The organism is Ancrocorticia sp. (assembly GCF_052089425.1).
Lineage (GTDB): Bacteria > Actinomycetota > Actinomycetes > Actinomycetales > Actinomycetaceae > Ancrocorticia.
In genome coordinates this window covers 9495-11696 of record NZ_JBQCZW010000044.1, presented here as the reverse complement: position 1 = coordinate 11696, position 2202 = coordinate 9495, and the positions used below count along the sequence as shown (strand labels likewise).

Here is a 2202-nt window from a genome sequence, read left to right as displayed (position 1 = left end):
ATGGATAGACCCTACATTTTCTGTCACATGTTGACCTCCATCGACGGCAAGATCGTTGGCAAGTACATGGACACGCCCGAAAGTAACGCGGCGGGAGAAGCATTTCAGGAGATCGCCTTCGGCCCCGATCCCTACTACAAGCACCAGGGCTGGCTGTCGGGGCGGATCACCACTGACGATAATTTCACCCACTATCATGACCCGGCACTGGACCCGGAAGCCCCTCTGGTTCCAGATGGCGATTTCGTGGCCGTCCCGGATGCCGGAATGTCCTACGTGTCGGTGGATCCGGCGGGGAAGTTGGGTTGGGACAGCCCTGATCTCAACTACGCGGGCACGAAGGCACATGTGCTGGAGGTACTGACGGACAAAGCGAGTAACTCCTACAAGGCGTTCTTGCGTGGCCTCGGCATCTCCTACATCATCGCGGGAGAACGGGAGCTGGACTATCAGCTGGCCATGAGCAAGCTCAAGAACCTCTTCCACATCGAGCTTCTGATGCTAGGCGGCGGGGGAGTGCTGAATTGGTCCTTTATTCAGGCTGGCATGTGCGACGAACTCAGTATCGTCATTGCGGCGGCAGTGGATGGCGCCTCAGACAGCCCGTCGGTATTCGAAGCGCGAAATCTGACCAGTGACGATCCAAGAAGTTTTACGCTGGAGACAGTGGAAGTTAAAGAAGGCGGCGCCGTCTGGCTGCGCTATATGGTCAAAAACCAGTAGTAGAACCGCACCACATTGCCGCTGAGAATCTGGGAGAAAGCATGAGCACGCAAGATTTTGACAGTATCTTCCCGCGTGGGGAGAAGAATCCATACGGACAGAATTTCATTGGCCAGAGCTATCTGACCATGTTGACCACCGAGGGTGTTCCCGTTGGCAACGTGACCTTCGAACCCGGGTGTCGCAACAACTGGCATATCCATCATGCCACGGCAGGTGGCGGCCAGATCCTCCTGTGCACGGCTGGCAGCGGCTGGTATCAGGCGGAAGGCGAGGATCCGGTGAGCCTGGAGCCCGGTTCGGTGGCGAGCATCCCGGCGAACGTCAAGCACTGGCACGGTGCTAAGGCGGATTCGTGGTTTGCGCATCTGGCCATTGAAGTCCCCGGTGACAACACGAGCAACGAGTGGCTCGAGCCCGTGACCGATGAAGAGTACGCACACCTGAAGTAGGAGCGAAGTTATGATTTTGAATGAAACGTACGTGTTGTCCAACGGTGTTTTGATACCGAAAGTTGGTTTCGGGACATGGTTTATTGACGACGACGATGCCTCCCGCGCCGTGGGCGAGGCTATCAGCATCGGTTACCGCAATATTGACACAGCTCAGGCCTACGGTAATGAACGTGGCGTGGGTGAGGGTGTGCGCACCAGCGGTGTGGCACGGGAGAACCTGTTCGTCTCCACGAAGCTGGCGGCGGAGATCAAGGACTATGACGGTGCCGTGGCAGCGATCGACGGATCGCTGGAGAAAATGGGCTTGGAATATGTTGATCTGATGCTCATCCACAGCCCCCAACCGTGGGCTGATTTCCGAGGTGGCGATTACTTCGAGGGTAACCGTGAGGCATGGCGTGCGCTTGAGGAAGCTTACAAGGCGGGCAAGATTCGGTCCATCGGAATCTCCAACTTCCAGCAGAAGGACGTAGACAACATTCTGGACAACTGCGAGGTGGCACCACACGTCAACCAGCTGTTGGTGCACGTTGGCAATACCCCGGTCGATCTCATCGAATACTGCCAGTCCAAGGACATCCTCGTGCAAGCATATTCACCGATTGGTCATGGAGACATTCTGGGCAACTCGGAGCTGGGCGCGCTTGCCGAGAAGTACGGCGTCAGTGTCGCACAGCTGTGCATTCGGTACACGCTGCAGCTAGGCACTCAACCGTTACCCAAGACGGTCAACCTCGATCACATGCGCACCAATGCGGACCTTGATTTCGAGATCAGCGATGAGGACATGGCCGCGCTGAAGGCAGTTGACGCCAAGGATTACGGTGAGCACGCGGATTTCCCAGTGTTCAGCGGTAAGTAATCAGCGGTTGAGCGAAAAGCTCTACATCCAGTCCTTGCGCTTGAACACGTAGTAGAGCGCGGCAGCGGATACCACCATGGCTCCGATGGCCATGGGGTATCCGAATGCCCAGTGGAGTTCGGGCATTTTGTCGAAGTTCATCCCATAGATCGCTGAGATGAT

The 2202-nt window shown here is 56.5% G+C and carries 4 protein-coding genes; 3 read left to right on the top strand and 1 reads right to left on the bottom strand.

Features of this window, described 5'->3' with window-relative positions; all coding sequences use genetic code 11:
* The 3 genes from ACTHV6_RS10700 to ACTHV6_RS10690 all read left to right on the top strand — a co-directional run.
* A partial coding sequence (locus ACTHV6_RS10700; RefSeq protein WP_441387521.1) for a dihydrofolate reductase family protein occupies positions 1 to 723 on the top strand: 723 nt, incomplete at its 5' end.
* Between the two features lie 41 nt (positions 724 to 764).
* Entirely contained in the window at positions 765 to 1175 is a 411-nt protein-coding gene (locus ACTHV6_RS10695; protein WP_441387520.1) for a cupin domain-containing protein, read from the top strand.
* A gap of 10 nt (positions 1176 to 1185) precedes the next feature.
* Positions 1186 to 2040, top strand: a complete 855-nt coding sequence (locus ACTHV6_RS10690) for an aldo/keto reductase (RefSeq protein WP_441387519.1) — start codon at positions 1186 to 1188, stop codon at positions 2038 to 2040.
* Between the two features lie 21 nt (positions 2041 to 2061).
* On the opposite strand, the gene ACTHV6_RS10685 is transcribed toward ACTHV6_RS10690, so the two are convergent.
* On the bottom strand, positions 2062 to 2190 hold the full coding sequence (locus ACTHV6_RS10685; protein WP_441387527.1) for a CorA family divalent cation transporter: 129 nt from the start codon (positions 2188 to 2190) through the stop codon (positions 2062 to 2064).
* Positions 2191 to 2202: the final 12 nt, after the last annotated feature.

What these genes read in the sequence shown, in the direction of transcription:
- ACTHV6_RS10690 (WP_441387519.1), top strand. Translation starts at nt 1,186, where the DNA reads ATGATTTTGAATGAAACGTACGTGTTGTCCAACGGTGTTTTGATACCG.
- ACTHV6_RS10695 (WP_441387520.1), top strand. Translation starts at nt 765, where the DNA reads ATGAGCACGCAAGATTTTGACAGTATCTTCCCGCGTGGGGAGAAGAAT.